The following is a 26,082-nucleotide window of genomic DNA, read 5'->3' as shown; positions in this document are numbered from 1 at the left end:
TGCGGCTTCCGCCCGGTGCTTGAATCGACCGAGGTAGAACCATGCAAGCCGACCGCTCCAATGAAATCCGTGACCTTCTCGCCCGCCGCATCCTGATCCTCGACGGCGCGATGGGAACGATGATCCAGCAGCACAAGCTGGGCGAGTCGGACTATCGCGGCGAACGCCTCAAGTCCCATCCGAAGGACCTCAAGGGCAACAACGACCTCTTGGTGCTGACGCGCCCGGACGTCGTCGCCGGCATCCACCGCGCCTACCTCGAAGCCGGCGCGGACATCATCGAGACCAACACCTTCAACGGCACGCGCGTGTCGCAGGCCGAGTACGGGTTGGCGGACCTCGCCTACGAGATCAACGTCACCGGCGCGCGTCTCGTGCGCGAGCTGTGCGACGAATACACCGCGCAGAACCCGGCGAAACCGCGCTACTGCGCCGGCGTGCTCGGGCCGACCTCGCGCACGCTGTCGATCTCACCCGACGTGAACGACCCGGGCTTCCGCAACATCAGCTTCGACGCGCTGGTCGACGACTACTACGATTCGGCGCGCGGGCTGCTCGAAGGCGGCGCGGACCTGCTGCTGATCGAGACGATCTTCGACACGCTGAATGCGAAGGCCGCGGTGTTCGCGATCGAGAAACTGTTTGCGGAGCTGGAGGCCGCCGGCGGCCACCGCGTGCCGGTGATGATCTCCGGCACGATCACCGACGCCTCGGGGCGCACGCTGTCGGGCCAGACCGCCGAAGCCTTCTGGAACTCGCTCGCACATGCGCGGCCGATCTCCTTCGGCCTCAACTGTGCGCTTGGCGCGAAGGAGCTGCGCCAGTACGTCGAGGACCTGTCGCACGTCTGCGACACGCACGTCTCCGCGCACCCGAATGCCGGTCTGCCAAATCCGCTCGCGCCGACCGGCTACGACGAGACGCCCGAGCAGCTCGCGACCGACATCCGCGAGTGGGCCGCGGCCGGCCTCGTGAACATCGTCGGCGGCTGTTGCGGCACGACGCCCGCGCACATCGCGGCGATCGCCGAGGCCGTCGCCGACATCGCGCCGCGCAAGGTGCCGGAAGTCGAGAAGAAGCTGCGCCTGTCCGGCCTCGAGCCCTTCAACGTCGGCGCCGACAGCCTGTTCGTGAACGTTGGCGAGCGCACCAACGTCACCGGCTCGAAAGCCTTCGCGCGCATGATCCTCGAAGGCCGCTTCGACGACGCGCTCGCGGTCGCGCGCCAGCAGGTCGACAACGGCGCCCAGGTCATCGACATCAACATGGACGAGGCGATGCTCGACTCGATGGCGGCGATGGAGCGCTTCCTCAAGCTCATCGCGTCCGAGCCGGACATCTCGCGCGTGCCGATCATGCTCGACTCGTCGAAGTGGAGCGTGATGGAGGCGGGCCTGAAGTGCATCCAGGGCAAGGGCGTCGTCAATTCGATCTCGATGAAGGAAGGCGAGGCCGAGTTCCTGCGCCAGGCGCGGCTGTGCCGCCAGTACGGCGCGGCGGTGATCGTGATGGCCTTCGACGAGAAGGGCCAGGCCGACACCTATGCGCGCAAGACCGAGATCTGCAAGCGCGCCTACGATCTGCTGGTCGGAATCGGCTTCCCGCCCGAAGACATCATCTTCGACCCGAACATCTTCGCGATCGCCACCGGCATCGAGGAGCACGACAACTACGCGGTCGACTTCATCAATGCGGTGGCGTGGATCAAGCAGAACCTGCCGTACGCGAAGACCTCGGGGGGCGTCTCCAACGTGTCCTTCAGCTTCCGCGGCAACGATCCGGTGCGCGAGGCGATCCACACGGTGTTCCTGTACCACGCGATCAAGGCGGGGATGGCCATGGGCATCGTCAACGCCGGCATGCTCGGCGTCTATGACGACCTCGAACCCGCGCTGCGCGAGAAGGTCGAGGACGTGGTGCTGAACCGCCACCCCGGCGCCGGCGAGGCGCTGGTCGAGTTCGCGCAGTCGGTGAAGGAAGGCAAGGCCAAGAACGCGGGGCCGGACCTCGCGTGGCGCGCGCTGTCGGTCGGGGAGCGGCTGTCGCATGCGCTCGTGAAGGGCATCACCGAGTTCGTCGTCGCCGACACCGAGGAGGTGCGCGCGAAGCTCGAAGCCGAGGGCAAGCCGCCGCTCGCGGTGATCGAAGGGCCGCTGATGGCGGGCATGAGCGTCGTCGGCGACCTCTTCGGCGCGGGCAAGATGTTCCTGCCGCAGGTGGTCAAGTCCGCGCGCGTGATGAAGCAGGCGGTCGCGCACCTGATCCCCTTCATCGAGGCCGAGAAGCTGCGCACCGGCGCGAGCTCCAAGGGCCGCATCGTGATGGCGACGGTGAAGGGCGACGTGCACGACATCGGCAAGAACATCGTCGGCGTCGTGCTGGGCTGCAACGGCTACGAAGTGATCGACCTCGGCGTGATGGTGCCGGCCGAGAAAATCCTGAATGCCGCGCGCGAGCATGGCGCGCAGGCGATCGGCCTGTCGGGGCTGATCACGCCTTCGCTGGAGGAAATGAGCCACGTCGCGGCCGAGATGCAGCGCCAGGGTTTCGCTGACGGTGTGTCGATCCCGCTGCTGATTGGCGGCGCGACAACGAGCCGCGCGCACACTGCGATCAAGATCGCGCCGCACTACGAGGGGCCGGTGGTGTACGTGCCGGACGCGTCGCGCGCGGTCGGCGTCGTCACGGCGCTGCTGTCCGAAGGCGGCGCGGCGGACTTCAAGACGCAGCTCGCCGCCGACTACGACAAGATCCGCGCGCAGCATGCGAACAAGAAGGGCGTGCAGCTGGTGAGCCTGGAAGCGGCGCGTGCGAACGCGTTCCGCTGGGATGGCGTGCCGGGCTATGTGCCGACCCGGCCGAACGTGCTCGGCGTGCAGGCGCTCGACGTGCCGCTGGCGGAGCTCGTCCCCTTCATCGACTGGGGCCCGTTCTTCCAGACCTGGGACCTCGCCGGCAGCTTCCCGAAGATCCTCGACGACGCGATCGTCGGCGAGACCGCGCGCAGCGTCTTCAACGACGGTCAGGCGATGCTCGAACGAGTCGTCGCCGAGGGTTGGTTGCAGGCGCGTGCGGTGTTCGGCCTGTTCCCGGCGAACCGCGTCGGCGACGACATCGCGTTCTACGCCGACGAATCGCGCGCCACGCCGCTGATGAGCTGGCACGGCCTGCGTCAGCAGCACGAGCGCCCGTCCGACAAGCCACACTATTGCCTCGCCGACTTCGTCGCGCCGAAGGATTCGGGCGTTGCGGACTACGCCGGCGCCTTCGCCGTGACCGCCGGTATCGGCATCGAGACGAAGCTCGCCGAGTTCGAGGCCGCGCACGACGACTACCACGCGATCATGCTGAAGAGTCTCGCCGACCGCCTCGCCGAAGCCTGCGCCGAGTGGCTGCACGCGCGCGTCCGCAAGGAGTTCTGGGGCTACGCGGCCGACGAGACGTTGGGTAACGACGCGCTGATCCGCGAGGAATACCGCGGCATCCGTCCGGCGCCCGGCTACCCGGCCTGCCCGGACCACACGTCGAAGGGCGCGCTGTTCGATCTGCTCGATGCGCCACGGAACGCCGGCATGACGCTGACCGAATCCTTCGCGATGAGTCCGGCGGCCGCGGTCAGTGGCTTCTACCTCGCGCATCCGCAGGCGCAGTACTTTGCGATCCCGAAGATCGGCCGCGATCAGCTCGAGGACTGGGCGCAACGCGCCGGCATGCCGGTGGAGCAGGCCGCGCGCTGGCTCGCTCCGCTGCTGTAAGCGTTTCGGGGCGTTACGCGTGCTTACCCCGGGAGGGCGGGTGCTGGCCTAGACTTTAAGCGCGAGGGCGCCGCCCCACGGAAAGAATCATTAGCCCGGCAAGCAATCAGGTGATGTCGGGTTGCGTGCGGCACCGTTACTCCCTCCCCTTGAAGGGGGAGGAACTTGGCGCCCGAGCAGATTCCACAACAGGAGAGACCCGATCATGCAAGCAGGCATTCGATCCGGCCGGTCTCGCACACCGGCCTCCACTGCGGCCATCCTTGCCGGCATGCTGCTGGCTGCAGCCGTGTTGGCCACACCGCCCGTTCATGCGCAGGATTCCCGCGGCACGACGACGGCCGAGGACGTCGGCCATGGCGTCGGGTCGACGATGCACGACATCGGCACCGGCGCGCGCGATGCCGGCAAGGAAGTGGGGCAGGCGGCCGGGAAGGCCGGCAAGGCGGTCGGCCACAGCGCGCGCGACGCGGCGGTCGTGACGTGGGACGCGATGAAGCGTACCGGCATCACGATCGGCCACACCGTGCGCGACGGCAGCAAGGCCTTCGTACGCGGCCTGAAGGGCGAACCCGAACGCTGAGCGTTTCCATCGCCGTTGCACAGAGCCACGATTTTCGCGAGAGAATCGTGGCTCTGTTCATTTGGAGCTCCCCGGCGACGCCGGGAGGGGCATGATGGATCTCAGCCAGATCACCGAAGCGATCCAGCGCGACGCCGTTTGGGTCGTGTTCGTCAATGTGCTGCTCCAGCAGCTGGGCCTGCCGGTACCGGCGGTGCCGACGCTGCTGGTCGCGGGCAGTCTCGCGGCGAGCTCGGGGCAGGCGGGCGCGATGCTCGCCGCGGCCGTGGCGGCGTCCGTTATTGCCGACTGGGTGTGGTATCTCGCCGGGCGCATCTTCGGCTATCGCGTGCTGTCCGGCCTGTGCCGGCTGTCGCTCAACCCCGGTTCCTGCGTGACGCAGACCGAGGCGCGCTTCATGCGCTGGGGCGTGTGGTCGCTGGTCGTCGCGAAGTTCGTGCCGGGTTTCTCGACCGTCGCGCCGCCCATCGCCGGGTCGCTGCGCATGCCGCTGCCCGGCTTCCTCGCGGCGGCCGCTGCGGGGGCCGCGCTGTGGGCGGGGGGCGCCATTCTCGCCGGCTGGTGGCTGCGCGATGAGTTGCAGAGCGCGCTCGCGATGATGAGCCGCCACGGTTCGACGATGATCGTTGGGCTGGCGCTTGCGCTGGGCGGATGGATCGCCTGGAAGCTGTGGCAGCGCTACCGCTTCGAGAAGCTCGCGGCGATCCCGCATGTCACGCCATCCGAACTGATCGAGGCGCTGGCGTCCGACGCGCCGCCGCTGTTCCTCGACCTGCGCGGTGCGGCGCTGATCGCGACGAGGGGGGCGGTGGACGGGGCGCGCGCGGCCGAAATCGACAATCTCCTGCGCGCGGTAGGGGACTGGCCGCGCGAGCGGCCGATCGTGACGATGTGCGCCTGTCCCGGCGACGCGACCGCGGTGCGTGCCGCGCACGTGCTGGGCGATCTGGGTTACGCCGCGGCGCGTCCGCTCAAGGGCGGCTACGAGGCCTGGCTGGCGGCGACGCGCGCCGCCTGAGCCGCGGCGGCGCTACTCGAACAGCGCGCCGACGCTCTCGCCGCTGTGGATGCGCTCGATCGCCGACGCGAACAGCGGCGCGACGGTGAGCTGGGTGATCTTGTCGAGGCGTTTGCCCGGCGGCATGTGCACGGTGTTGGTGACGACGATGGACTCGATCGGCGCGTCGCGCAGGCGGTCGATCGCCGGGCCGCACAGCACCGCGTGCACGGCGCCGACGTGGATCGAACGCGCGCCGGCGGCTTTCAGCGTGCCAATGGTCGACAGCAGCGTGCCGCCGGTCGAGATCTCGTCCTCGAAGATCACTACGTCGTGCCCCTTCACGTTGCCGACGACTTCGCCGTGGGTGACGTTGGTGTCGCTGACGCGGCGCTTGTCGATGATCGCCATCGGGATGCCCAGGCGCTCGGAGAAGCGCCCGACACGTTTCGCGCCGCCGGCGTCGGTCGCGACCGCGACCATGTGCGCGAGGTCGTGGTGGCGGCGGAAGTGCTCGGCGATGGTCGGGATCGCGGTGAGGTGGTCGACCGGCACCGAGAAGAAGCCGTGCACCTGGTCGGCGTGCAGGTCCATCGTCAGCACGCGGTTGGCGCCCGCGGTCTGCAGCATGTCGGCGATCAGGCGTCCGGTGATCGAGATGCGCGGGGCGTCCTTCTTGTCGGAGCGCGCGTAGGAGTAGTAGGGGATCACCGCGGTCACGCGCCGCGCCGAGGCGCTGCGCAGCGCGTCGAGCGTGATCATCAGCTCCATGATGTGGTCGCTCACCGGCTCGGTGAAGGACTGCACGACGAACACGTCGCGCTCGCGCACGTTGTCGCGGATCTGCACGTGCAGGTTGTCGTTCGAGAAGCGCGAGATCTCCAGCGGACTCAGCGCCAGGCCGAGCGTGTCGCAGATCTCCGCGGCCAGGGCGCGGTTGGAGTTGCACGCAAAGATGCGCAGGGCGTCGTTCATCGCATTCGCTCCGGTGGCGGTCGTGCCGCGCCGCGGGGCCGGCGCAACATCCTGTTGCGAATTGTAGCTGCCGGGACGGGGCCGCGGCAGGATGCGATGACGCGGGAAGGGGATTCACGCTCCCGGAAGCGCCCGCGCTTCCGGGGTCAGGAACTCGCTGAGGGGGCGGGCGCAGACCTCAGGTGCGCGGATCCATGTGCTGGAAATAGGCCACCCATTCGGTGCGGCTGATCTTGCCGTCGGAATCGGTGTCGATGTCGCCGAAGTACTTCACCAGCGGCGCCGAGGCGCGCGCTTCGTCGCTGTCGATGCGGCTGTCGCTGTTGCGGTCGAGCAGGCCGAAGACGTAGTTCGCGTCCGGCTCCGGTTCCGTGGCGCGCTGCGACTGGGAATCGAGGGCGACGGGCGTGAAGGCCCCGGCGGCGGCGGCGACCAGCGGGGCCAGCACGCTCAGCGCGAGCGTGGCGCAGATCAGGCGTTTGCTTAGCACGTTGTTTCTCCATCCTGGTGGATCCTGCGGGGAACGCAGAAGACCGCCGCCACTCTGCAAGCCGCGGGCCAGTCATGGAAAAATGTTTTGTATCAACGTGTTGAAGCCATTGGCATGGTCACGCAGGTGCGCGTGGGCGCAAAACCGTCGCCACGAGGCGACGGCACGGCCGGCCTGCGCGCCGAAAGCCGTGTGTGGCGCGGCTTTTGCGCTGTCGCCGGCTGGCGATGGGGGTGGGGATCTGTTGCGCTGCGGCGCGGAGGGTGCCGGAGGAAGTTACAAAGTGGCGCGCGCCGCCCCGGCTACCGGATGTTGCGGCGCGGCGATCCGGGGGCGTGTCGCCGCGTTGCGCCGTTCAGCGATACAGCAGGAAGGGTTCGCGCGCCGCGGACCAGTCGGACTCGTCGGGGATGGTGAGGGCGTCGAGGTCGGCCGGGGTCGCGGCCGGATCGTCCACCCAGCGGCGCAACAGCTCGCTGCCGTTGATGAGGTCGATCGCGAGGCGGTCGTGCTCGTACTCGTAGGGGAAGTCGCGCCACAGCGGGTAGTCCGGCTGCAGGCCGCGCAGCGCCTTGAACGCGAGCGCCTGCAGGCGCCACGGACGGAAGGCGGCGTGGTCGTAATGCGCCGGATCCTCGACGTGGATCTGCAGGCCGCTGCACAGCCTGCCGGCGTGCTTGTGGAAGGTCGGTTCGAACCAGCACTCGCGCAGCACGCAGCCGGCGAGCCAGTGCGGGGCGAGGCGCTGCATCTCCGCGCGCATCGCGCGCGCGTCGATGTCGGGGGCGCCGAAGAGCTCCAGCGGACGCGTCGTGCCGCGGCCTTCCGACAGCGTCGTGCCTTCCAGCATCACGGTGCCGGCATAGGCGCGCGCCATCGACAGGTTGGGGGCGTTGGGGCTGGGATTGACCCAGCTGCGTTCGCCCAGCGGCCAGCCGTAGCCGGGTGCCGCGTCCGGCTGCCAGCCGTCCATCGTCACGACCTGGCAGTCGACGTCGAGCTTCAGGGTCGCGACGAACCAGCGTGCGAGCTCGCCCATCGTCAGGCCGTGCCGCATCGGCAGCGGTCCGGCGCCGACGAAGCTTTCCCCGCCGGGGCGCAGCAGCAGGCCCTCGACCGGTCGCCCGGCGGGGTTCGGGCGGTCCAGCACCCACACCGCCTTGCGATGCCGGGCGGCGGCTTCGAGCACGTAGCGCAGCGTCGTGATGAAGGTGTAGATGCGGCAGCCGAGGTCTTGCAGGTCGACCAGCAGCACGTCGAAGGTGTCCATCATCGCGTCGGTCGGCCGGCGCACCTCGCCGTACAGGCTGAACACCGGGATGCCGTGCGCCGGGTCGATGAAGTCGGGCGACTCGACCATGTTGTCCTGCTTGTCGCCGCGCAGGCCGTGCTGCGGGCCGAAGGCGGCGCTGAGCGTGATGTCGGGCAGCGCTCCGAGCGCGTCGAGCGAATGCGTGAGCGTGCGCGTGACTGAAGCGGGATGGGCGAGCAGGGCGACGCGGCGGCCGGCGAGCGGGCGGCGCAGCGCGGGGTCTGCGAGCAGGCGGTCGAGGCCGAACCGGATGGAAGCGGTCATGATGTCCTGATGGTTTCCGACGTACTCAGGGCCGAGCCAGCGTCAGCGTGAAGGCGTCGCGGAGGTGGAAATCGGGGCGGGCACCGGGGTGGTGCAGGGCCCAATAGGATAGCGTGCCGTCGGCCGCTTCGACGACCGTCGTGACGCCGAGCTCGAGCGGCGAGCCCCGCGGAACGGTCGCCGCGTCGAGCGTGGCGTCGAGCACGAGCCGGTCCGCTTCGAGCCTTGACGCGATGAGGGGGGCGGGCGGGACGATTCCCGCCGCGCTTCGCTGGCGGTAGGCGTCGAAGTCGTAGATCGCCCATTCGCCCGAGGGCGAGAAGTTGAACTCGCGGTAGGCCGGGCTGCCGGGGAGGCCGATGAAAGCCTCGCAGCAGGTGTGCGCCCACAGACCGTCCGCCATCCGCGCGGCGCGCGGGCCGGGGACCGCCACCCGCTGGACGTTCCCCACGAGCTCGAAACGCAGCCGCAGCCCGCCTCCGTCCTCGCGGCAGACGCGCACCGCGACCGAATCGATGGGGCAGGGCCGGCTCGCCGGGAAAGGACGAAGCAGCGCGGTCGCTGACGCGGTCACGGGTGTTTGCCGCGCTCCAGCGCGATGCTGAGCGAGAGGTAGGCGACCGGGCATACCTCGTTCACCGGGTCGTTCGAGCCGCTTGCGGCCTGCTGGCTGCGGTCGGCGAATTCCTGATGGCGGGGCCCGATGTTCTGGGCGGTGAGGCCCCACTGCACGGTATGCCCGGCGACGGTGGTCGTGTAGGTGATGTTCGCGTCCCCCGTCGTGTAGGGCCGGGCGACGAAGCGATAGCGCGGCACGTAGCCGTCGCCGCCGGCAAGCGGGCCCATGCGCATGACGCTGATCATGCTCCTCCAGCCGCCGCCCCAGTCCTGGAGCCAGCTCACCGCCGCGGAGTAGGGGGCGCTGCGGTCCTCGATGCCGGGGTGGCTGCTGTTGCGGTCGAGGATGGCGTGCGCGACGCGCAGCTCGGTGCCCGGCCGGGGGCGCGTCGACAGCTCGTATTCGATGCCGCGCAGGCGCACCGCGGAGTCGAGGTTCTCGTAGCGGGTGGAGCCGAGGAAGGACGACAGCAGAGGCGCCGGCACGGGGTCCGGCCGGGGCACGCGCACGACGAAGTCGTGGATGTCCTCCTCGAATACCCGGACGTCCAGCGTCGTGTTCCAGGTCTCGAAGCGGCCCAGATAGCCGACTTCGCGGGCGCCGACGCGCGTCTGTTCGAGGTCGGGATTGGGCAGATAGGGGCGGACCAGCACCTGGCCGCTCGCCGGGTCGATCGCGCGGATGTCGGCGTAGCGCGCGAACACGTTGTTCTGGCGCAGGCCGCGGGAATAGCCGGCGCGCAGCGTGTGTCCGGGGGCCGCCTGCCAGTTGGCGAAGGCGCGCGGGCTGAGGTGGGTCTTGCCGCCGGAATACCGCTCCACGGCACCCCCCAGGTTCAGCGTCACGTCCTCCAGCGCGCGCCACTCGACGTTGCCCGATCCGCGGTACAGGTACTGCGGGTCGGGGTTGTCGCCGAAGTAGAGGAAGGGCGCATCGACATCATCGCGCTGGGCCTCCAGTCCCCACACCAGCTGCAGGTCCCGAGCGGGTGCGCTGCGCCGCTGGATCCCCACGCTGTCGCGCACGCTGTCGCGGTTGCGGTCGAGCGGCACCGCCGGGAACATCGGTGCGCCCGCGAACCATTCGTCGCGCACGCGTTCGTGATTGCGGTAGTAGTTGAGCAGCCACTCCGCGTTCGCGGAATCGTTGTGCTGCCACTGCAGGTGGATGTTGTGGCTGTGGTTCCTGCTGTGGCGCGTGCCGTTGTTGTTGAACACGGACCCCGCATAGCCTTCGCCGCGCGCGCCACTGTTGCTCGCGACCCGCAGCAGCAGCGAGTCCTGGGCGTCGATCTGCAGGTCGCCCCGGAGCGAGAAGGTGTCGGTGCGGCGGGTGTCGTGCAGGCCGTCGAAGCCTTCGTCCCGCTGCGTCGCCGCGTTCACGCGCAGGGTCAGCGGGTCTCCGCCGCCGCTCCAGGTGAATGTCGCGTCGCGGATGCGGTCGTCGCCCGCGCGCAGGTCCACCCGCAGTCCGGGGTCCTCGACACTGTGGCGGGTGATGATGTTGATGACGCCGAGGAAGGCGTTGGCGCCGAAACTGCTCGCATTCGTCCCGCGCACCACCTCGATGCGGTCGATCTCGTCGAGAGTGAGGGGCAGCCCGGTCCAGTCGATACCGCCGAAGGCGCTGCCGTTGATCACCGAGCGGCCGTCGATCAGCACCTGCATTTCGGTCGGATAATCGCTCGATAATCCGTGGTAGGTCACCCACTGGGCGTGCCCGCGTTCCTGCCCGATCTGCATCCCGGGCACGAGCCGCAGCACGCGCGCCAGATCGCGGTAGCCGGTCGCGGCGATCAGCTCGCGGTCGATCACCGTCACCGCGCCGGGCACCTCATGCCGGGGCTGGGGCAGGCGGGTCGCGCTCAGCACCAGCGGCAACTCCTCGAAATAGGGCGATTCCGCGGCGGATGCGGGAATCGCGACGCTCGCAATCAGTGCGAGCGCCAGGTGCAGGCGGAAGGGGCGGATCGGGTAGGCTGCCAACTGAATCTCGGTCCAGGCGCGGCGGATGATAAACCCGCAAGCATACCCTGTTCCCTACCTCCATGGTGATAGCCCGGGCATTTCCGATGATTATGTCGGCGTGCGCGGGCGTGTCATGGTCCTTAACGCAGGCGTGCATGGCGGGCAGGCCGGGAGCCGGCCCCGTCAATCAGGAATTGCGGAACCTGTGCTGCGGTTCCGCAATTCGCGCTTCTTGCCGGCGGCATGCTATATAAGCGGGATTCTCCATTTTCTGGTCCGCCATGATCGAATTCCTCACCGACCCGCAACTCATCTTCGCCTTCCTGACCCTCACCGCGCTCGAGCTGGTGCTGGGCATCGACAACATCATCTTCATCTCGATCCTTGTCGACAAGTTGCCGCCGGAACGCCGTGCGTTTGCGCGTCGCCTTGGCCTGTTCCTCGCGATGTTCATGCGCCTTGCGCTGCTCTCCATCCTCGCGTGGCTCGCCGGCCTCAACCAGGCGCTGTTCGAACTGTTCGGTCATGGCTTTTCGGCGCGCGACCTGATCCTGCTCGGCGGTGGCCTGTTCCTTGTGTGGAAGAGCACCGGGGAGATCCATCAGCTGATGGAAGGCGAGGAGGGCGAGGCGTCCTCGGCCGTCAAGGCAACCTTCACTGCCGTGATCATGCAGATCATCGTCATCGACCTGGTGTTCTCGCTCGATTCGATCATTACCGCGATCGGCATGGTGAGCAACCTGACCGTGATGATGGCCGCGGTGGTCGCGTCGGTCGGCCTGATGATGGTGGCGTCGGCGCCGATCGGCAACTTCGTGTCGGAGCACCCGACCGTGAAGATGCTGGCGCTGTCCTTCCTGATGGTGGTCGGTGTCGTGCTGATCGCCGAAGGCTTCGGTCATCACGTGCCGAAGGGCTACATCTATTCGGCGATGGCCTTCTCGGTGGTCGTCGAGATGCTCAACATCCGCATGCGCAAGCGTGCGGCCCATCCGGTGGTGCTGCACGAACCCTACGTTGCGGAGAAGCAGCCGGCACGCTGACGCGGGCCGGTCGCGCCGGGGAAGCCCGGCGTGTCGACGGCGGCGCGGAGGCTCAGCCCTTCGCGCCGCCGTTGCCGTTTACGCCCTGCTCGCGCTCCTCGTGCGCGACCGCCGAGAGGTCGCGCAGATACCACGCCGCATAGCCGAATCCTGCTGCCGCCACCAGCGCCGTGAACATCAGCTTGCTATCGAAGGGCACGCCGCCCGCAAGATTCGCGATCACGACGTAGCCGAGGTAGCAGGCGGCGACGAGGCCGCCGAGGATGCGGGTGAGGGCGAAGATCTTGCGCTGGCGGAGCGTGGGGGCGGCTTTGGGCATGGTCGTGCACGGATGCGAAGGGACGAGGCGCGCATCATCGCAGATTTTGACGTCGGCACGCCGCGACTGGCGCTGCGCGCGCGCTGCTGCGCGGGATTTCCACGCTTTCCGCCCGTTTCCCAGCGGACAGCCCTAATTCCTTGATAGAATTGCGTTTGTCTCCGCCTCGCCGATTCCGGCCGGCGGCTTTGTTTTTTTGCGATCCGATCCATGGCCGACATCCCCTATCCGCCCGAACTGCTGCGCGACGTCGCGAAACGCCGCACCTTCGGCATCATCTCCCACCCCGACGCGGGCAAGACCACGCTGACCGAGAAGCTGCTGCTGTTCGGCGGCGCGATCCAGCTCGCCGGCACCGTCAAGGCGAGGAAGAGCGCACGCCATGCGACCTCCGACTGGATGGAGGTCGAGAAGCAGCGCGGCATCTCGGTGACCAGCTCGGTGATGCAGTTCGAGTACCAGGATCACACCATCAACCTGCTCGACACGCCGGGCCACCAGGACTTCTCGGAAGACACCTACCGCGTGCTCACTGCCGTCGATGCCGCGGTGATGGTCATCGACGCCGCCAAGGGCGTCGAGGCGCAGACGATCAAGCTGCTCGAGGTGTGCCGGCTGCGCAACACCCCGATCATCACCTTCGTGAACAAGATGGACCGCGAGGTGCGCGAGACCTTCGACCTGCTGCAGGAGATCGAGGAGGTGCTGAAGATCGACTGCGCGCCGATCACCTGGCCGATCGGCATGGGCAAGACCTTCCGCGGCGTGTACCACCTGCTCGAGGACCGCGTGTTGCGCTTCACCGCGGGCGAGGAAAAGCGCAGCGAGGGCGAGCTCATCAAGGGCATCGCGAACGCCCAGCTCGACGAGCTGTTCCCGCTCGAAGTCGGCAAGTTGCGCGAGGATGTCGAGCTGATCCAGGGCGCATCGAGCCCGTTCTCGCTCGGCGACTTCCTCGCCGGCAAGCAGACGCCGGTGTTCTTCGGTTCCGGTATCAACAACTTCGGCGTGCAGGAGATCCTGCAGGCGCTGCTCGACTGGGCGCCGCCGCCGCAGCCACGGGTGGCCGGCGTGAATGACGCCGACACCCGCCTGGTGCAGCCTGCCGAGGCCCCCTTCACCGGCTTCGTGTTCAAGATCCAGGCGAACATGGACCCCAAGCACCGCGACCGCATCGCCTTCTTCCGCATCTGCTCCGGGCGCTACACCTCGGGGATGAAGGTCAGGCACGTGCGCATGGGGCGCGAAATGAAGCTCGCCAACGCGCTGACCTTCATGGCCAACGAGCGGGTGCTGATGGAAGACGGCGTCGCCGGCGACATCATCGGCATCCACAACCACGGCCAGCTGCACATCGGCGACACCCTCACCGAAGGCGAGAACCTCGGCTACAAGGGCATCCCGTACTTCTCGCCGGAACTCTTCAGCGCCGCGCGCCTGCGCGACCCGCTCAAGTCCAAGCAGCTGCAGAAGGGCCTGCAGGAACTCGGCGAGGAGGGCGCGATCCAGGTGTTCGAGCAGGAAGGCGGCAACATGCTGCTCGGCGCCGTCGGCCAGCTGCAGTTCGAGGTCGTCGCGCAGCGCCTGAAGGACGAGTACAAGGTCGACGCGATCTTCGAGTCCGCGGACATCCACACCGCACGCTGGCTCACCTTCCCCGACGAGCTCACGCGGCGCAACTTCGAGCGCGAGCAGTCGATGCGCATCGGCAAGGACGTGGACGGCAACCCCGTGTATCTCGCCTCCAGCCGTTACAACCTCGAAGTGACGATGGAGAAGTGGCCCAAGGTCGGCTTCCACGCGACGCGCGAGCACGGTCAGGTGCTGGCCTGAACGGAGGAGGCATCCCCGGAATTGCGCAGGAAATGCTGCGCCGCAGCACGACGCAGCTGTTTCCTTCACGCAACACGGGTATCTGGATGGCGTGCCGATGCTGGATAATCTCCGCATCACATGCACTCGGGCGCCAACGTGTCAGGTAACACCAGCAACAAGAAGCCGGAACGGCGAGGGTGGTTCAGGGTGCTGCGGCGCTCGCTGTTCTGGCTGTGTGTCCTGGCGATCATCGTCGGCGGCGTCGCGGCGTATTACGAAAGCGAAACTTCCTGGCTGCAGTCGCGCGAGATCCCGCGCTACGCGGCGAAGCTCTCCTTCGCGCTGCAGCCCGGCCCGAGCGAGGCGATCCGCTTCCCCGAGCACGGCCCCTTCGACCAGCGTCTGGGCTACACGCAGCTCAGGGACTTCTCCGAGCGCCTCGCCGCGCGCGGTTACGCGATCGAACGCCAGACGCGGTTCTCCGACGCGCTGCTCGACTACGCCGGCCGCGGCTATTTCCCGCCGTACCGCGAAAAGACGCACACCGGTCTGGCGGTGAGCGATGCGCGCGACGAATCGCTGTACGCGACGCGCTACCCCATCCGCCATTACGACGCGTTCGACAGCATCCCCCCGCGTATCGTGCAGGGACTGCTGTTCATCGAGAACCGCGACCTGCTGGATCCCGAGCGGCCGCACATGAATCCGGCCGTGGACTGGGCGCGCTTCGGCCGCGCGATCGTCGCCCAGCTCGCGAAGGTCGTCGACGAGGACCTCAACACCCCCGGCGGCAGCACCCTCGCGACGCAGATCGAGAAGTACCGCCACTCGCCCGACGGCGTCACCCACTCGCCGCAGGAGAAGCTGCGCCAGATGGTGTCCGCGAGCGTGCGCGCCTACCGCGACGGTGCGGAAACGCTGCCCGCGCGGCGCGAACTGGTGCTCGACTACCTCAACACCGTGCCGCTGTCGGCCGCGCCCGTGTATGGCGAGGTGCATGGCCTGGGCGATGGCCTGTGGGTGTGGTTCGGCGCCGATTTCGCGCGCGTGAACCAATTGCTCGCGAAGGACGAGGCGAGCGGCGACGAGCTCGCCGAGCAGGGGCTCGCGCTGCGCCAGGTGCTCGCGCTGATGATCGCGCACCGCCGCCCCTCGCACTATCTGGGCCGGGGCCGCGACGACCTCGCCAAGCTCGCCGACGCGCACCTGCGCATCCTCTCCGAAGGCGGGCTGATCGGGCCGGGCCTGCGCGATGCGGGCCTCAAGGCGAAGCTCGTGTTCCGCGACCCCGCGGTCGACCCCGCGCGCGTGCCGGTGCCGGCCGACAAGGGCTCGACGCTCGTGCGCACGCGCATCGCGGGCATGCTCGACGTGTCGCTCTACGACCTCGACCGCCTCGACCTGCGGGCCTCGACGACGCTCGACGGCAAGCTGCAGGAGGTCGTCACGGAATACCTGCTGCGCCTCGCCGAGCCCGAGTTCGGCCGCAACGCCGGCGTCATCGGCGAGCGCCTGCTCACCCCGGCGCAGCTCGACAAGGTGCATTACAGCTTCACGCTGTTCGAGCGCACCCCGGGCGGCAACCGCGTGCGCGTGCAGACCGACACCACCGACCAGCCGCTCGACATCAACGAGGGCAGCAAGCTCGAGCTCGGCTCCACGGCCAAGCTGCGCGTGCTCGCGACCTACCTCGAAATCGTCGCCGAGCTGCACCAGCGCCACGCGGCGCAGTCCGTGGCAGAACTGCGCGCGGTCCAGGTCGACCGCCACGACGCGATCACGCGCTGGGCGATCGACTACCTGATCCGCACGGCCGACCGCAACCTGGCGGCGATGCTCGAAGCGGCGCTGGAGCGCAACTATTCGGCCGGTCCGGGCGAGGCCTTCTTCACCGGCGGCGGGTTGCACACCTTCAACAACTTCCGCAAGGAAGACGACAGCCGTGTGCCGACGATCCGCCAGGCGCTGCAGGCCTCGATCAACCTGCCCTTCGTGCGCCTGATGCGCGACATCGTGCGCCACACGATGTACCAGGTGCCCGGCAGTACCGCGAAGCTGCTGCAGGACGACGACGATCCGCGCCGCAGCGAATATCTCGCCAAGTTCGCCGACCGCGAGGCGCAGGTCTTCATGCGGCGCTTCTGGCGCAAGTACAAGGGGCAGAGCCCGGAGAAGATCCGCGCGACCTTCATGGACGGCCTGCGCCCGAGCGCCGACCGCCTCGCGGCGACCTACCGCTACCTCAACCCGGAGGCCGACCTGAAGACCTTCTCGGCCTTCGTGGCGGAGCGCCTGCCGGCCGCCGAGCTCGGCGAAGAGCGGCTGGGTGCGTTGTACAAGCGCTATGCGCCAGGCTCCTTCGACCTGCCCGACCAGGGATTCATCGCGCGTGTGCATCCGCTGGAACTGTGGCTTGCCGGCTACCTCGCGACCCATCCCGAGGCGAGCTTCGACGAGGCGGTCGCGGCGAGCAAGGCCGAGCGCCAGGCCGTGTACCGCTGGCTGTTCCGCACCCGCTACAAGGGCGCCCAGGACACGCGCATCTACACGATCCTCGAAGTCGAAGCCTTCCTCGACATCCACCGCCGCTGGGTGCGCCTGGGCTATCCGTTCAACCGCCTCGTGCCCTCGCTCGCGACGGCTCTGGGCAGCGCCGGCGACCGCCCCGCGGCGCTGGCCGAGCTGATGGGCATCATCGTCAACGACGGCGTGCGCCTGCCGAGCGCGCGCATCGACCGCCTGCACTTCGCGCCGGACACGCCGTACGAGACGGTGTTCGCGCGCCGGCCAAGCGAGGGGGAACGCGTGATGTCTTCCGAGGTCGCGGCGGCGCTGCGCGGCGCCCTGTCCGAAGTCGTCGAGGGCGGCACCGCACGCCGGCTCTCCGGTGCCTTCACCGCGCCCGACGGCACGCCGCTCGTGGTCGGCGGCAAGACCGGCACCGGCGACAACCGCATCGTGATCTCGGGCGCGCGCGGACAGTTGAAGGGGGGGGTGGCAATGAACCGCACCGCGACCTTCGTCTTCTACCTCGGACCGCGCCACTTCGGCACCCTGACCGCGTACGTGATCGGAGCGGACGCCGCATCGTTCAAATTCACGTCGGGTCTGCCGGTGCAGATCCTCAAGTCGATGGCGCCGACGCTGCTGCCCTACCTGAGCCAGACCGTCGCCGAGCCCGAGCCGGCGCACGTGCCCCCGACCGAGGCCGCGCGCGATGCGGACGCGTCCGTGGAGGAGCCGGCGCGCGGCAACGCCGATGCGGGCATGGCCACCGGCGAGGTCCGTCCTCTGGTACCGGCGCCGGAAGGGCAGGGCGAGGCGGAGCGCGCACGGCCGCAAAATTGAAAGGATTTGTGTGGGGCGTCGGCAACGGCGCTCCATGGCCGTTGAATACTCAGGATCCCGGTGCGGTTGCGGAGGACGCGAGGCGCGCCGGATCTGCCCGCCCCGGGAGGGGTTAGTCCGGAGTGACACCGAAATGGTCCGCAATCTGAAGAACGCTTTGCGACTGCTGTTCATCGTGCCGCTGGTGCTTGCCCTGACGGGCGCGAGCGGCGCCGTCCTGGCCGACCCGCCGTCGCGCGCGGGGCGGCTGTCCGCCGTCGAGGGCGAAGTGGCCCTGCGCCGCGACAGCAGCCGTGACTGGGCGAGCGCGGCCGTGAACCTGCCGGTCACGACCGGCGACGAGATCGCGACCGAATCCGACGCGCGCGCCGAACTGCGCATCGGATCGAGCGTGCTGCGCCTTGACCAGGCCACCTCGGTCGAGGTGCTGCGGCTCGACGACGAGCGCATCCGCGTGCGCCTCAAGGAAGGCAGCGTGGCCATGCGCATCCGCAGCTCCGACCGCGAGGACGCGATCGAGGTCGAGACGCGCGACGGGGTGGCCGTGCCTGCCGCGCCCGGCCAGTACCGTGTCGACTTCGTCGATTCGGGAACGCTGGTGAGCAATCACCGCGGTCATATCGATTTCCGCACCGACGACCGCCACGTCGGCGTCACCGAGGGGCGCCGCGCCCAGATCTGGAACGACGGTCCGACCGACGTCCAGTGGGACGAGCCCGACGAGGACAACTTCATGGAGTGGTCCTTCGCGCGCGACCAGCGCGACGACCGCATCGCGCGCAACAAGTATGTTTCGCCCGAAATGACCGGTGCCGAGGATCTCTACGACTACGGCGACTGGCGCGAGTACGACGACTACGGCCCGGTGTGGTTCCCGCGCGACGTGCCCTATGGCTGGGCGCCCTACCGCTACGGCCGCTGGGTCTCGATCGCGCCGTGGGGCTGGACCTGGGTCGACGATGCGCCGTGGGGCTTCGCGCCCTTCCACTACGGCCGCTGGGTGCGCATCCGCGGCGTATGGGCCTGGGTGCCGGGGCGCTACATCGCGCGTCCGGTGTATGCGCCGGCGCTGGTCGGGTGGATCGGCACGCCGGGCGTGAGCATCACCTTCACCTCCGGCCTGCCCAACGTCAGCTGGTTCCCGCTCGCGCCGCGTGAAGTGTACGTGCCGCACTACCGTTACAGCCCGACCTACGTGCGCCAGGTCAACATCACCCACGTCACCAACGTGATCGAGATCGATCGTGTCGTGAAGACCCCGCGGCAGGTGCGCTATGCGTTCCGCGACCGCAGCGAGGCGGTGACGCGGGTGTCGGAGCGTATCCTGCGCGCGCCCAGGCCGGTCGCGCTCGATGTCGAGCGCCGTCGCGATCACCGCTTCCGCGAATGGGAGCGGCGTGGCTTCCCGGTGCGTGAGGTGGTGCGTTCCGATGGTACGCGCGTGCGTACGGTGCAGCCGGCCCAGTTCATGCAACAGCGCGGCGACCGCGACGAGCGCCAGCCGGCCGTCCGCGATCAGCGCCAGGACGAGCGCCTGCGCTTCGAGTCCCGCCAGGAGCGCACCGAGGCGCTGCGCCAGCAGCAGACGCGCGAACGCGACGAGCGGGTTGGACGCGAGCAGGAACAGCAGCGCCAGCACCAACTGCAGCGCGAGCAGCAGGAGCAGCGCCGCGAGCAACTGCGTCAGGAACGGCGCGACGAGGCGACGACGCGGCAGGAGCGGCTCGAGGCGCTGCGCCAGCAGAACGTGCGCGAACGCGAGGAACAGGGTCGTCGCGAGGCCGCGCAGCAGGAAGAACAGCAGCGTCAGCGCTCGGTCCTGCGCGAACAGCAGGAGCAGCGGCGCGACGAGGCGCGCCGCACCCAGCGCGAGGAAGTCGAACAGCGCCAGCAGGAACGCCAGCAACGGCTCGAAGCCCAGCGCCAGCAGGAGGTGGGCGAGCGCGAGGCGCGCCGGCAGCAGATCGAGCAGCAGCGCGAAGAACGCAGCCGCCAGCAGGCGATGCAGGCGCAGGAGCAGGAACGCCGGCGCGACGCGCTGCGTCAGCAGACGGAGCAGCGGGAGCGCGAGGTGCAGCAGCGGCAGATGCAGATCCAGCAGCAGCGCCAGGCCGAACAGCAACAGCGTCAGGTCGAGCAGCAACAGCGCCAGGCCGAGCGCCAGCGCGCGCAGCGCGAACCGCAGCAGGACAACCGCCGCGGCGGCGAGGAAGAGCAGCAGCAGCGCCGCCGCCCGCCCTTCGGGCAGTTCGAGGGCGGGCGCTGACGCCACCGCACTGTTGCAGTGCAGCAGTTGATTTTGGGGGGGCGAGGTTCTATCTTCTCGGGTCGCCCCTCCGAGTCCTGCTTCCTTGTCCGTCCATCACCCCAAACTCCGCTCTGTCCGGGACCGTGCCCGACAGGTGATCCTGTTCGAAATCGGCGGCCTCGCGCTCATCACCCCGCCCTTTGCGTGGCTGAGCGGCGTGCCGATGGGCGATTCGCTGAGCCTGCTCGCCGTCACGGCGCTGATGGCTGCGCTGTGGAACGCGGTCTATAACACCGCCTTCGACTGGATCGAAGGCCGCCGCACCGGCCGCACCGCCGACCGCCGCCCGTTCGCGCTGCGCGCCGTGCACGCGCTGGGTTTCGAGGGCGGGCTGCTGCTGATGACCCTGCCGGTGATCATGGCGTGGACCGGCATGGGCTGGCTGGAGGCGCTGGTCGCCGATCTCGGACTCGCGACCGCGTACGTGATCTATGCCTTCGCCTTCAACCTCGGCTACGACCGCGCCTTCCCCATCGAATCGACCGCGACCGAGGCACTCGTCCGTGCGAAATGAGCTGTCCATGACCGCCGTCATGCCCGCGATCGCGTCCGATGCGGACCTGCGCCCCTTCAATACCTTCGGCCTGCCGGCGCGCGCGGCCCGGTTCGCCACGATCGAGGATGTGGCACAGGTCGGCGCGCTGATCGCGAGCCCGGAATGGACGCTGCCGCGCCTGGTGCTGGGCGGCGGCAGCAATCTCGTGCTCACGCGCGACTTCCCCGGGCTGGTGCTCAAGGTCGCGATTGCCGGGCGCCGCCTCGTCGGCGAGGACGCCGACGCGTGGTACGTCGAGGCCGGCGCGGGCGAGAACTGGCACGACTTCGTGCGCTGGACGCTTGCGCAGGGCTGGCCGGGCCTCGAGAACCTGTCGCTGATTCCCGGCACCGTCGGCGCCGCGCCGGTGCAGAACATCGGCGCCTACGGACTCGAGATGGCCGAGCGCTTCCACTGCCTGCAGGCGGTGTCGCTGGAGACCGGCGAGATGTTGCGGCTCGGCCCGGCGGACTGCCGCTTCGCCTACCGCGACAGCGTGTTCAAGCAGGAACTCGCGGGCCGCGTGCTGATCACCTCCGTCATCTTCCGCCTGCCCAAGTGCTGGCTGCCGGTCACGGGTTATGCTGATGTCGCGCGCGAACTCGCCGCACGCGGCATCGTGCAGCCTGCCGCGCTCGACGTGTCGGACGCCGTCATCGCCATCCGCCAACGCAAGCTGCCCGACCCCGCGCGCCTCGGCAATGCCGGCAGCTTCTTCAAGAATCCGGTCGTCGATGCCGCAGTGCTGGCGCGTCTCGACGCCGTCCATCCCGACCTGCCGCGCTACCTGCAGCCCGACGGGCGCTTCAAGCTCGCTGCCGGCTGGCTGATCGACCGCAGCGGCTGGAAGGGGCGCGACCTCGGTCCCGTCGGCGCCTACGAGCAGCAGGCGCTGGTGCTCGTCAATCGCGGCGGCGCGACCGGCGCCGATGTCGAGCGCATCGCGCGGGCGATCCAGGACGACGTCTTTGCGCGCTTCGGCGTGCAGCTGGAGCCCGAACCGGTCTTCGTCTGAGCGTTCGCCGGCGCCCGTGGACCGGGGGGCGAAACCATGCTCAAATGCGCGTTTTGTCCGGCGGCGGTCTTGCCGTCGGCATGACCGCGAGCCGCTTGGCCCGCCACTCTCCCCGGGGGAAACGAACATGATCCGGAGCCGTCTGGCTCTCGTCGCGGCGCTGCTGGTCGGCACCGGCAGCGGCACGGCATTCGCCGGCAACGAGGCGGTGATGCAGCTGATCGGAAAGGCGGCGGCCGATTCCGCGACCAACGCAGCCCTCGTGCGCGAAGGCGATGCGGCCGCCTTCTTCTGCAAGAACTGCCACGGCGACAAGGGCATCGCCCGCTATCCCGAGGTGCCCAATCTCGCCAGCCAGAATCCCGCCTACATCGTCGGCCAGATCGACGCCTTCCTGTCGGGAAAGCGTCGCAACGAGTTCATGCAGGGGCTGATGAAGGTCCTGGGCGACCGCGAGAAGGCGGCCATCGCCCTGTTCTACGCGAGTCAGCCGCCGACGCCGGCCGTCGCGCCGCCGCCGCCCGCCGCCACTGCCGGTGCGGGTCATTACAAGCGCCTGTGCGTGTCCTGTCACCAGGCGGACGGGCATGGCACGGAGACCTTCGCGCGCATCGCCGGCCAGCAGCCGACCTACCTGCGGCTGAGCCTCAAGCGCTACCTCGCGCGCAGCGGCGAACGCACCAATGCCGAGATGAGCGCCGCCGTCGGCCAGCTCGGCGAGGCGAACGTCGAGTCCGTCGTGCAGTACCTCGCGAGCCTGAAGTAGGCCCGCGTCGTCCTCACTCGGCGCGCCGTAACCCCGCGAGGCCGCCAGCCGTGACGCAGGCGGCGACGCCGGTGGCGATCTCCTCGGCCATGCGCTGCTGACGCTCCGGATCGCGCAGCAGCAATTCCTCGTCGCGGTGCTTGATCACGCCGGCCTCGAACAGCACCGCCGGCTGCTGCGCGCGGTAGAGCACGACGAGGTTGTCGTAGTAATGGATCGCATGCTGCGCGTCGGCGTACTCGCGGCGGCGACCGTTCTTCTCCGTCGGTACGAAGCCGGCGCGCTGCAGCCGTGCGCCGATCGCCGAGGCGCACAGCAGACTGGTGGCGATGTCGGGATTGCGGCGCGACACGAAGAGCGAGTGGCCCGACCACAGATCGCTGAAGTCGAGCGCCATGCCCTGCCATTCCCAGGGCGTGAGGTACTGCGCGCCGACCGAGTCGTGGTGGATCGAGATCAGGAAGACCGCCTGCGCGGCGCGCTCCGGCCGCGCCTGCAGGGATTCGATGCGGCCGTCGGCGTTGATCAGTTCGGCGCGCAGGCCGAGTCGTTCGAGCGCGGCAACGACGCGTCCGGCGAGGGCGCGGTTGAACTCGAACTCGGTGCGGCCGCGCGCGCTGATCGCGCCCGGGGCGTCCAGCGTGTGGCCGACGTCCACGGCGACAAGCGGAGCCTCGTCGGTGGCAATCGCGTGGGGGAGTGCGATGGGAGCGAGGAGCAGGCCCAGCGTCGTGCGGGCCGCGCGTCGAAGCAGCGATGGCGGTCGGCGTCGCGCTCCCACGCCGTCAGCTGTCCGTGTTGCCGAGCCGGGCCGAGATCGCCTGCGCGCATGCGCGCAGTTTCGTCGCCATCGGTCCGTCCCACGCGGGGTCGAAGTTCGCGGCCGGGCCCATCGCGGTAATCGCCAGCGCGAGGTGGCCGGTGTGGTCGAAGACCGGCGCGGTGAAAGCGTTGATGCCGGGGATGGGTTTACCGACGGCGCGGGCGAGGCGTTCGCGGCGTACTTCGGCGAGATCCGACTCGAGTGCCGCGCGCGTCATCGCGCCACCGCTGGCCGACAGGTGCGCGAACTCGTCCTCGATCAGCGCCGAGGTCGTGCGCGCCGGCAGGAAGGCGGCGAAGGTGCGGCCGGTGGCGGAGGTGAGGAGGTCCATCACGGTGCCGACGCGCATGTTCACGTGCACCTGGCGGCTGCATTCCTCGATGCTGACAATGGTCGGCCCCTGGTTGCCCCACACGGCGATCGCGACGTTCTGCTGGATCTCGTCGGAGAGCCGTGCCGCCTCGGGGGTCGCGACGCGCAGCGGGTTCAGGCCGTGCAGCGCCGACAGCCCCATCTGCAGCGCGAAGGCGCCCAGTCCGTAGCGGCCGGTGAGCGGGTCCTGCTCGATCAGGCCGAGCTTGCCGAAGCTCACGAGGTAGGGGTGGGCCTTGGCCGGCGGCATGCCGGCCTCGCGCGCGAGTTCCTTGAGGATCATCGGCGCGCCCTGGCGCACCAGCGCCTGCAGCAGCGCGCCGCCGACCTCGATCGACTGGATGCCGCGCCGGTCGCCGCCTTGCTTGCCGCCGCGTTCGTCCGGGCGCTGCGCGAGCGTTTCGTTGTCCAAGTTCTTGTCTCCCATGGAGGGCGAATCTTAGCAGTTGCGCGGATCGCCTTCTTCGATTGATATTCAACGATAGCAAACGAATTGACGATAAACAAATCGTTGGCTAGGATTAAATTTCCCCGGGGCTCCGGCGGGGAGCCCGTGTCCGGGCAGATGAACAGGAGGCCGGCGACCCGCCCGCAGAAGGCGGCGCCGTCAGCGATTTGAACTCAGGAGGAGCCACCCGTGCTGAGCACGTACCAATACCCGAAGTTCGAATACCGGCGCCCGCCGGAGATCGCCGAGGGGCGAGAGGGGGGCGGGGGGCGCTATCCGGTCGTGGTCGTCGGTGCCGGCCCCGTCGGGCTCACGGCGGCGATCGACCTCGCGATCCACGGCGTGCCGGTCGTGCTGCTCGACAACGACGACACCGTGTCGATCGGTTCGCGCGGCGTGTGCTACGCGAAGCGTGCGCTCGAGATCATGGACCGCCTCGGCTGTGCCGAGGAGATGGTGGCGAAGGGCGTGTCGTGGAACGTCGGCCGCACCTTCTTCCGCGAGCAGGAGGTGTTCAACTTCAACCTGTGCCCGGAGCCCGACCACCACCGCCCGGGCATGATCAACCTGCAGCAGTACTACCTCGAGGAATACCTGGTGCGGCGCGCGCAGTCGCTGCCGGAGATCGACCTGCGCTGGAAGAACAACGTGATCGCGGTCAGCGACCAGGGCGATCGCGTCGCGTTGCGCGTCGAGACCGCCGACGGCGCGTACTCGATCGAGACCGACTGGCTGGTCGTGGCCGATGGCGCGCGCAGCCCGATCCGCCACATGATGGGACTGGACATCGAAGGCAAGATCTTCATGGACCGCTTCCTGATCGCCGACGTCGTGATGAAGGCGGATTACCCGACCGAGCGCTGGTTCTGGTTCGACCCGCCCTTCCATCCGAACCAGTCGGTGCTGCTGCATCGCCAGGCCGATAACGTGTGGCGCATCGACTTCCAGCTCGGCTGGAACGTCGATCCGGAAGAGGAGAAGCAGCCAGAAAAGGTGATCCCGCGCATCAAGGCGATGCTGGGATGGCACGCAAATGAGGAGAGGGAATTCGAGCTCGAATGGGTCAGCGTCTACACCTTCCAGTGCCGGCGCATGCACGAATTCCGCCACGGACGACTGCTGTTCACCGGCGACGCCGCGCACCAGGTCTCGCCCTTCGGCGCGCGCGGCGCGAATTCGGGCATCCAGGACACCGACAACCTGGTGTGGAAGCTCAAGCTCGTGCTCGACGGCACGGCGCCCGCGCGGCTGCTCGACACCTATTCCGAGGAGCGTGTCGCCGCCGCCGACGAGAACCTCATGAACTCGACGCGCTCGACCGACTTCATCACGCCCAAGAGCGCCACCAGCAGGACCTTCCGCAACGCCGTGCTGGGGCTGGCGAAGGACTACCCGTTCGCCCGTGCGCTGGTGAACTCGGGGCGGCTGTCGGTGCCGAGCGTCCTCGTCGAGTCGCCCCTCAACACGCCCGACACGGAAGTGTTCGCCGGCAACATGGTGCCCGGTGCGCCGATGGACGACGCCCCGGTCGACAGTACGCGCGGCGAGAAGTGGCTGCTGCAGGCGGCCGGCAATCGCTTCCTGCTGCTGTATTGCATGCCGGATGCGGGCGACGTCGACGCCGCGACCGCCGACGCCTGCACGGCGCTCGCCGCAGGCGCGATCCCGGTCGAGACCCTGGTCGTGGCCGAGCGCGGCACGGCGCCCGCGGGCCTTGGCACGCTGATCGACGTTAAAGGCCGCGTCCGCGAGCGCTACGACCTCAAGCCGGGCACGTGTTACCTGATCCGCCCCGACCAGCATGTCGCTGCGCGCTGGCGCAGCCTCGACGCCGCCAAGGTGCGCGCCGCGCTCGCCCGCGCGACCTGCAACGCCTGAAGGAATGCCGCCATGAGCCTCAACACCGACCCGAACTTCTTCACTCCCGGCAAGCGCTACTTCCGTGCCTTCAGCCCCGGCGACGACTTCTACGAGGCGCTGATCGACATGCACCGCGACCTCAGCGACGAGCAGAGCGCAATGGCGAACGCGCGCCTGATCCTGCTGCTCGCGAACCACATCGGCGACATCTCGGTGCTGCGCGAGGCGATGAAAGTCGCGCGCGAAGGCGTCTGAGCGACGGACGCTGCAAGGAGATGTCCACGTGAAGCTCGCCACGCTCAGGCACGGTGGCCGCGATGGCACGCTGGTGCTCGTCAGCCGCGACCTCGAACGCTGCCAGAGCGTCGGAGACGGTGCCGATGCCGCGCCTCATGATTAATTACATTGATTGCAAGCAAATTATTTGATGATCGTCATTCTGCGTGGCGCGTGATGGGCGTTACCATA

20 protein-coding genes and 1 pseudogene are annotated in these 26,082 nt (G+C 68.8%); 13 read left to right on the top strand and 8 right to left on the bottom strand.

Annotation, left to right across the window (positions count from 1 at the left end; genetic code table 11):
* Positions 1 to 41 precede the first annotated feature (41 nt).
* From metH to BW991_RS01250, 3 genes are all read left to right on the top strand, one after another.
* Positions 42 to 3,755: a methionine synthase gene (gene metH, locus BW991_RS01260; RefSeq protein ID WP_076600280.1), complete on the top strand. Its 3,714-nt coding sequence runs from the start codon at positions 42 to 44 to the stop codon at positions 3,753 to 3,755.
* 205 nt (positions 3,756 to 3,960) lie between these two features.
* Positions 3,961 to 4,338 (top strand): hypothetical protein, encoded by a 378-nt coding sequence (locus tag BW991_RS01255; RefSeq protein ID WP_076600279.1) that lies wholly within the window; start codon positions 3,961 to 3,963, stop codon positions 4,336 to 4,338.
* Between the two features lie 94 nt (positions 4,339 to 4,432).
* Positions 4,433 to 5,356 carry a VTT domain-containing protein gene (locus BW991_RS01250; RefSeq protein ID WP_076600278.1) on the top strand — a complete coding sequence of 308 codons (924 nt, stop codon included), beginning with the start codon at positions 4,433 to 4,435 and terminating at the stop codon, positions 5,354 to 5,356.
* A gap of 12 nt (positions 5,357 to 5,368) precedes the next feature.
* Here BW991_RS01250 and BW991_RS01245 read toward each other — a convergent pair whose 3' ends face one another.
* From BW991_RS01245 to BW991_RS01225, 5 genes are all read right to left on the bottom strand, one after another.
* Positions 5,369 to 6,310 carry a ribose-phosphate diphosphokinase gene (locus BW991_RS01245; protein WP_076600277.1) on the bottom strand — a complete coding sequence of 314 codons (942 nt, stop codon included), beginning with the start codon at positions 6,308 to 6,310 and terminating at the stop codon, positions 5,369 to 5,371.
* 178 nt (positions 6,311 to 6,488) lie between these two features.
* Positions 6,489 to 6,800, bottom strand: coding sequence for an EF-hand domain-containing protein (locus BW991_RS01240; protein ID WP_076600276.1), 312 nt, complete (start codon positions 6,798 to 6,800; stop codon positions 6,489 to 6,491).
* 355 nt (positions 6,801 to 7,155) lie between these two features.
* Positions 7,156 to 8,376 carry an exo-beta-N-acetylmuramidase NamZ family protein gene (locus BW991_RS01235; protein WP_076600275.1) on the bottom strand — a complete coding sequence of 407 codons (1,221 nt, stop codon included), beginning with the start codon at positions 8,374 to 8,376 and terminating at the stop codon, positions 7,156 to 7,158.
* A gap of 25 nt (positions 8,377 to 8,401) precedes the next feature.
* Positions 8,402 to 8,950 (bottom strand): DOMON-like domain-containing protein, encoded by a 549-nt coding sequence (locus BW991_RS01230; RefSeq protein ID WP_076600274.1) that lies wholly within the window; start codon positions 8,948 to 8,950, stop codon positions 8,402 to 8,404.
* Entirely contained in the window at positions 8,947 to 10,980 is a 2,034-nt protein-coding gene (locus BW991_RS01225) for a TonB-dependent receptor plug domain-containing protein (RefSeq protein WP_076600273.1), read from the bottom strand. The genes BW991_RS01230 and BW991_RS01225 overlap by 4 nt, the downstream gene beginning before the upstream one ends.
* 263 nt (positions 10,981 to 11,243) lie before the next feature.
* Here BW991_RS01225 and BW991_RS01220 point away from each other — a divergent pair, with 263 nt between their 5' ends.
* Complete coding sequence (locus BW991_RS01220) at positions 11,244 to 12,005, top strand: TerC family protein (protein WP_076600272.1); 762 nt, start codon at positions 11,244 to 11,246, stop codon at positions 12,003 to 12,005.
* A 52-nt stretch (positions 12,006 to 12,057) separates the two neighbouring features.
* Here the strand turns inward: BW991_RS01220 and BW991_RS01215 are convergent, their stop codons facing one another.
* A complete protein-coding gene (locus BW991_RS01215) occupies positions 12,058 to 12,324 on the bottom strand; it encodes a hypothetical protein (RefSeq protein ID WP_076600271.1) in 267 nt (88 codons plus the stop codon).
* A gap of 210 nt (positions 12,325 to 12,534) precedes the next feature.
* Between BW991_RS01215 and BW991_RS01210 the strand changes: the two genes are divergently transcribed.
* From BW991_RS01210 to BW991_RS01185, 6 genes are all read left to right on the top strand, one after another.
* Positions 12,535 to 14,157 (top strand): peptide chain release factor 3, encoded by a 1,623-nt coding sequence (locus tag BW991_RS01210; protein WP_076600270.1) that lies wholly within the window; start codon positions 12,535 to 12,537, stop codon positions 14,155 to 14,157.
* A 120-nt stretch (positions 14,158 to 14,277) separates the two neighbouring features.
* Positions 14,278 to 17,487 carry a transglycosylase domain-containing protein gene (locus tag BW991_RS01205; RefSeq protein ID WP_076600269.1) on the top strand — a complete coding sequence of 1,070 codons (3,210 nt, stop codon included), beginning with the start codon at positions 14,278 to 14,280 and terminating at the stop codon, positions 17,485 to 17,487.
* Positions 17,488 to 17,620: 133 nt separating this feature from the next.
* Positions 17,621 to 19,753, top strand: a complete 2,133-nt coding sequence (locus tag BW991_RS01200) for a DUF6600 domain-containing protein (protein WP_076600268.1) — start codon at positions 17,621 to 17,623, stop codon at positions 19,751 to 19,753.
* Between the two features lie 85 nt (positions 19,754 to 19,838).
* Positions 19,839 to 20,309, top strand: a complete 471-nt coding sequence (locus BW991_RS01195; RefSeq protein WP_076600267.1) for a PACE efflux transporter — start codon at positions 19,839 to 19,841, stop codon at positions 20,307 to 20,309.
* 7 nt (positions 20,310 to 20,316) lie between these two features.
* Positions 20,317 to 21,345, top strand: coding sequence for a UDP-N-acetylmuramate dehydrogenase (murB, locus tag BW991_RS01190; RefSeq protein ID WP_170879031.1), 1,029 nt, complete (start codon positions 20,317 to 20,319; stop codon positions 21,343 to 21,345).
* A gap of 127 nt (positions 21,346 to 21,472) precedes the next feature.
* A complete protein-coding gene (locus BW991_RS01185) occupies positions 21,473 to 22,111 on the top strand; it encodes a c-type cytochrome (RefSeq protein ID WP_076600266.1) in 639 nt (212 codons plus the stop codon).
* Positions 22,112 to 22,124: 13 nt separating this feature from the next.
* Here the strand turns inward: BW991_RS01185 and BW991_RS01180 are convergent, their stop codons facing one another.
* The gene (locus tag BW991_RS01180) at positions 22,125 to 22,865 is read right to left on the bottom strand and encodes an N-acetylmuramoyl-L-alanine amidase family protein (protein WP_076600525.1); all 741 of its coding nucleotides are present in this window, start codon (positions 22,863 to 22,865) and stop codon (positions 22,125 to 22,127) included.
* A 31-nt stretch (positions 22,866 to 22,896) separates the two neighbouring features.
* The gene (locus BW991_RS01175; RefSeq protein ID WP_076600265.1) at positions 22,897 to 23,718 is read right to left on the bottom strand and encodes an IclR family transcriptional regulator; all 822 of its coding nucleotides are present in this window, start codon (positions 23,716 to 23,718) and stop codon (positions 22,897 to 22,899) included.
* Between the two features lie 225 nt (positions 23,719 to 23,943).
* On the opposite strand from BW991_RS01175, the gene BW991_RS01170 reads away from it, so the two are divergent.
* The 3 genes and pseudogenes from BW991_RS01170 to BW991_RS24305 all read left to right on the top strand — a co-directional run.
* Entirely contained in the window at positions 23,944 to 25,632 is a 1,689-nt protein-coding gene (locus tag BW991_RS01170; RefSeq protein WP_076600264.1) for an FAD-dependent oxidoreductase, read from the top strand.
* Between the two features lie 12 nt (positions 25,633 to 25,644).
* Entirely contained in the window at positions 25,645 to 25,869 is a 225-nt protein-coding gene (locus BW991_RS01165) for a DUF2783 domain-containing protein (protein WP_076600263.1), read from the top strand.
* 28 nt (positions 25,870 to 25,897) lie between these two features.
* Positions 25,898 to 25,981, top strand: a pseudogene (locus BW991_RS24305) (hypothetical protein); the annotation flags it as partial.
* Between the last annotated feature and the right edge of the window lie 101 nt (positions 25,982 to 26,082).

The organism is Aromatoleum tolulyticum, from assembly GCF_900156155.1.
Lineage (GTDB): Bacteria > Pseudomonadota > Gammaproteobacteria > Burkholderiales > Rhodocyclaceae > Aromatoleum > Aromatoleum tolulyticum.
This window is presented reverse-complemented; position numbering and strand designations above follow the sequence as displayed.

Coding starts and splice junctions, on each gene's coding strand:
- metH (WP_076600280.1), top strand. CDS start 42: ATGCAAGCCGACCGCTCCAATGAAATCCGTGACCTTCTCGCCCGCCGC.
- BW991_RS01255 (WP_076600279.1), top strand. CDS start 3,961: ATGCAAGCAGGCATTCGATCCGGCCGGTCTCGCACACCGGCCTCCACT.
- BW991_RS01250 (WP_076600278.1), top strand. CDS start 4,433: ATGGATCTCAGCCAGATCACCGAAGCGATCCAGCGCGACGCCGTTTGG.
- BW991_RS01245 (WP_076600277.1), bottom strand. CDS start 6,310: ATGAACGACGCCCTGCGCATCTTTGCGTGCAACTCCAACCGCGCCCTG.
- BW991_RS01235 (WP_076600275.1), bottom strand. CDS start 8,376: ATGACCGCTTCCATCCGGTTCGGCCTCGACCGCCTGCTCGCAGACCCC.
- BW991_RS01220 (WP_076600272.1), top strand. CDS start 11,244: ATGATCGAATTCCTCACCGACCCGCAACTCATCTTCGCCTTCCTGACC.
- BW991_RS01215 (WP_076600271.1), bottom strand. CDS start 12,324: ATGCCCAAAGCCGCCCCCACGCTCCGCCAGCGCAAGATCTTCGCCCTC.
- BW991_RS01210 (WP_076600270.1), top strand. CDS start 12,535: ATGGCCGACATCCCCTATCCGCCCGAACTGCTGCGCGACGTCGCGAAA.
- BW991_RS01205 (WP_076600269.1), top strand. CDS start 14,278: ATGCACTCGGGCGCCAACGTGTCAGGTAACACCAGCAACAAGAAGCCG.
- BW991_RS01200 (WP_076600268.1), top strand. CDS start 17,621: ATGGTCCGCAATCTGAAGAACGCTTTGCGACTGCTGTTCATCGTGCCG.
- murB (WP_170879031.1), top strand. CDS start 20,317: ATGACCGCCGTCATGCCCGCGATCGCGTCCGATGCGGACCTGCGCCCC.
- BW991_RS01185 (WP_076600266.1), top strand. CDS start 21,473: ATGATCCGGAGCCGTCTGGCTCTCGTCGCGGCGCTGCTGGTCGGCACC.
- BW991_RS01165 (WP_076600263.1), top strand. CDS start 25,645: ATGAGCCTCAACACCGACCCGAACTTCTTCACTCCCGGCAAGCGCTAC.